3 protein-coding genes and 2 pseudogenes are annotated in these 3,347 nt (G+C 61.2%); 1 reads left to right on the top strand and 4 read right to left on the bottom strand.

Translation table 11 applies throughout. The annotated features are described in order from the left end of the window. Positions 1-769: hypothetical protein (locus tag FF86_RS33940; RefSeq protein ID WP_206779094.1), on the top strand; the 769-nt coding region annotated here is incomplete at its 5' end. Here FF86_RS33940 and FF86_RS30425 read toward each other — a convergent pair. From FF86_RS30425 to FF86_RS69460, 4 genes and pseudogenes are all read right to left on the bottom strand, one after another. Further along, on the bottom strand, positions 759-1,004 hold the full coding sequence (locus FF86_RS30425) for a hypothetical protein (protein WP_044888731.1): 246 nt from the start codon (positions 1,002-1,004) through the stop codon (positions 759-761). The genes FF86_RS33940 and FF86_RS30425 overlap by 11 nt on opposite strands. Then, positions 998-1,339 (bottom strand): annotated as a pseudogene (locus FF86_RS69470) (nucleotide kinase domain-containing protein); the annotation flags it as partial. The pseudogene FF86_RS69470 and the gene FF86_RS30425, both read right to left, overlap by 7 nt. Position 1,340: 1 nt before the next feature. Further along, positions 1,341-1,651 (bottom strand): annotated as a pseudogene (locus tag FF86_RS69465) (nucleotide kinase domain-containing protein); the annotation flags it as partial. A 1-nt stretch (position 1,652) separates the two neighbouring features. Next, a partial coding sequence (locus FF86_RS69460) for a nucleotide kinase domain-containing protein (protein ID WP_396230199.1) occupies positions 1,653-2,026 on the bottom strand: 374 nt, incomplete at its 3' end. Positions 2,027-3,347 lie beyond the last annotated feature (1,321 nt).

Here is a 3,347-nt window from a genome sequence, read left to right as displayed (position 1 = left end):
CGACCACAAACTCTTTCACGCGGTAACTTCGATTGCCGAACCGTCAGCTGATGATTCTGCCGTGCGTTCGCGGGTCAACGGGCTGCTTCACGACAAGGGTATGGCACCGATCGAGACAGTCGCAAACACTATTTTCCCATACAGAATGGCCGCAACAGCCGCGAGTCCGGCGGTGCTCGTGGATAGGTATCGCAAGGCCTACCCCACCATCCGCAGGTTCGTTCCGAACAGGTGGGGTACCTATTTCGGCAGGATCGTGAGTTACCCGTCCGACGCAGGGCCCGTTGATCAGCTCGGCGAGACAATTCGACGGCTTAATGAAGAGCGCCGTGGTGGGCGGCCGAAATCTGCCCGGTACGAGTTGAGCGTCATGGAGCCATCGGATATTTCACGGCCCCTCCCCGCCGACGAGGAGCCGGAAGGTGGTACATGCGAAATCCCGGTCGCGATCCGCCAAGTGAGCGATAAGAATCCTATGGCGTTTCCATGTCTGTCTCACTGTTCATTTCAGCTTGACGGTGACACGCTCCACGCCGTGGCTCATTACCGAAGCCAATATCTGGTTCAGCGGGCCTACGGCAATTACCTTGGACTCGGCCGCCTCTTGGAGTATGTCGCGAGACAAGTGGATGCGCAACCGGGTCATCTGCTTGTCGTCGCGGGATACGCTCAGCTGGATGGCGCGGCCATTCGGCGTGTGCGCCAGCTACTGGCCGACCTGAACCAGCCTGCGAAAACATCTGCGACAAGCACCGAAGTCAGCACCTAGCAGCCGGGTCAGGAGCGGCTTGCGGGGCCGAATTTGCGAGCGCGGCGGCCACCTCCGGCTGCTCAAGTACCTCCATGCAGGTCTCGGCATAGGCGACGAGCGAGGCGGCGGCTTCCTGCCAAGACTCGAGATCCAGGGGAGCGGACTCCGTGGCCTCGAGGTTCAGATCTTTGCTGATTCGCCAGCCCAGGTTCTCCAGGGTCTCGGCCAGGACCTCGAGCGCGCTAGCTACCATGCGGCCAACTCTCCCGACTCTACATCAAACAAAGTATTTTTGGACCGGTCTGAAAATTTCTTTTCCGGATACTCGCTACGCATCCGATGCGGGGCATCGCCGCCATTAATACCCCATTTTGGCGGGAACCAAGCGTCCAACGAGTCTGAGTTCATCCGGAAATGCTGCTTAATCCTACTCCGCCCACTGATGCCAGTTACGTGAGGATGCGCAACACGCGCATACTTATCCACCTCGCAAAAAAGATTCTGGCAGTCGATAAGCTTGAGCGGGCGGGTACCAGCGAGTCCCCGGAACGACAAACCTAGGCGTGCAAAATGTTCGTGCTGAGAGTCNACCATGTAGCGGATGATCTCTTCTTCAATGCCTGTGGCGGCGTCGCCGAAGCATTTTCTAATTCCGTCACGGGCGCCAGGCCCGGCGACTACGAATTCGTTTTCATCGAAGTCCAGAACCGTCGAGTAGTTGATATCGATCAGAAATTGGAAGGCGAGAAATTTGCCAAGCGACGGATACCCTTGGAGAATCTCGAAGGCCTCCGACATCGACTGCGCCTTCTGAAGCCTATCGGTGACACGATCATGCATCATCAGCCTGAGCAGGCGAAGATGGTTCGCGTGTTTTCTTTCGGCGCCAAGCCGAGGCGGNGGCATGACATAAGCGGCAGAATAGAGTCTCTTGCCCGCGGCCGCAACCGATGAGAGAGCACTTTCGTACCGGTCGATGTCGAAATCAACCCAGGTAAGATCACCGAACTCTTCCCGTAGACGCTCCCAAGTCTCGATCCGGTTGAAGAGTTTGAAAAGTAGCACGCGGAAGACGGTCTCGTCGGGCTCGGCTGATCCCGTATACGCAACGTTTTTGATCAGAAACTGACTGACGCGGTCGGCAGCGCGATAGCAGTTGGTGAAGCGGTGAGCAGCTATGACCGGATCCGTCGTCCAAGGCGGTCCGGCGCCAGTCAAGCGTGCCTCGTAGACCGCCTGCCGCGCAGCCGCGAACCGCCAGTAGCTGTCGAACACGACCGTCGGCGTCAGCAGCCGACCCGCGACCGTGACTGTTCGGGGCGTCGCAGGGTCAGCTCGGCACCAGGTTGTGGAGCCGTCGCCCGGGTTGCACGTCACGTCGGCAGCCGACGCCCTCGCGACCAGCCCGTCGGTCACGTCGAGGACCTGCTGCACCGCCGTCCCTGCGGAGTTCCGACCGCTTCGCGCCCTCACGAGATTAAAGTACTCTAAACGCAGACTTTAATCCTCTCCGCCACGCGGAGGACTCGTGACCGATCCCCGACGCCGTGGACGCCCTGCCCGCGATCAGCACCTGGGCAGATTCGTTGACGGCGCGTCGCTGGCAGGTCCCGACATCCGTTGGAAGCCAGGCACAGGGGATCCACCCGAGTCGGTAGCGCTGGCCTACCTTCAGCACCGGCTCATCGCCGCCGTGCGGGCCGCNGAGCCGGANATCGACCATGTCGCTCTCGAACTGCGGCTCGGCAGACCCCGGAACAGCCTTCGCGGTGTGATGAATGGGCGAGACCCGCTTCAGATCGAGGACGCCCTGCGGATCGCCCTCGCGTTCGACGTTCCGCTGCAGCACGGTGTCGAGCGCCGCGACCTGCTTCCGCCCGACTACGTGCCCTGGACCCNTTGGTCGCCCGGAAACACGCTGCCGACGATCATTTCTCCGTCGGAACGGGCCTGGGCCGAGCTCGCAGGGCATCTAGGCGCGTTCTTTCTCGCAGAACGGCAACGGCAGACCGACCAGCTCGTGACCAGCGAAGTCCTCCTGCGGGAGGCGGCGCTATACCTCGATCGCAACGGACTCGCGGCTGGACTCGCGGACCTCGGCATGCGTGCCGCCGCGCCCCAGCTGCGCTACCAGCAGACCCCACCGCTGATCGTCGAAGCTGTCGTCATCGGTGACGAATCGAGCGAGACGATCGAAGCGATGATCGTCGACCTGGCCCGCCCACCGACGATCGCGGAGCAATTTTGGATCATTGTGCTCCAGGCTGGGGCAGCCACCCGGCTTGTCGAGCGGCTCCCCGACGTCGTTCATGGNGATGTCGGACAGACCATCACCTTGTCGGCCGAGCTCCTGGGTCGCTTCGGAGCCCCTTCGCCAGTAGGCGAGCTACCGTCCGATGTAGATCGCCTAGTCGTGGGACGGGCTGACCCAACAAACGATCTAGGAATTCGTATTCTGCGGTCCGTCAAGGACGCAGCCCTGCCCTGAGCGCGGGCATGTTCCCTGTGGGGTGCGGAAAGTCGGCCTAGTACTACAGCGACAGTGGTCGGTGTGTGATCTCTTGCTTCGAGTGCGGTGTGGCGTGGACGGAAGAGC

It is taken from the genome of Frankia sp. CpI1-P (assembly GCF_001421075.1).
In the GTDB taxonomy this organism is placed as follows: Bacteria; Actinomycetota; Actinomycetes; order Frankiales; family Frankiaceae; genus Frankia; species Frankia torreyi.
Note: the sequence above shows the minus strand (reverse complement) of the source record. Positions and strands in the feature narration are given on the sequence as shown.

What these genes read in the sequence shown, in the direction of transcription:
- FF86_RS30425 (WP_044888731.1), bottom strand. Translation starts at nt 1,004, where the DNA reads ATGGTAGCTAGCGCGCTCGAGGTCCTGGCCGAGACCCTGGAGAACCTG.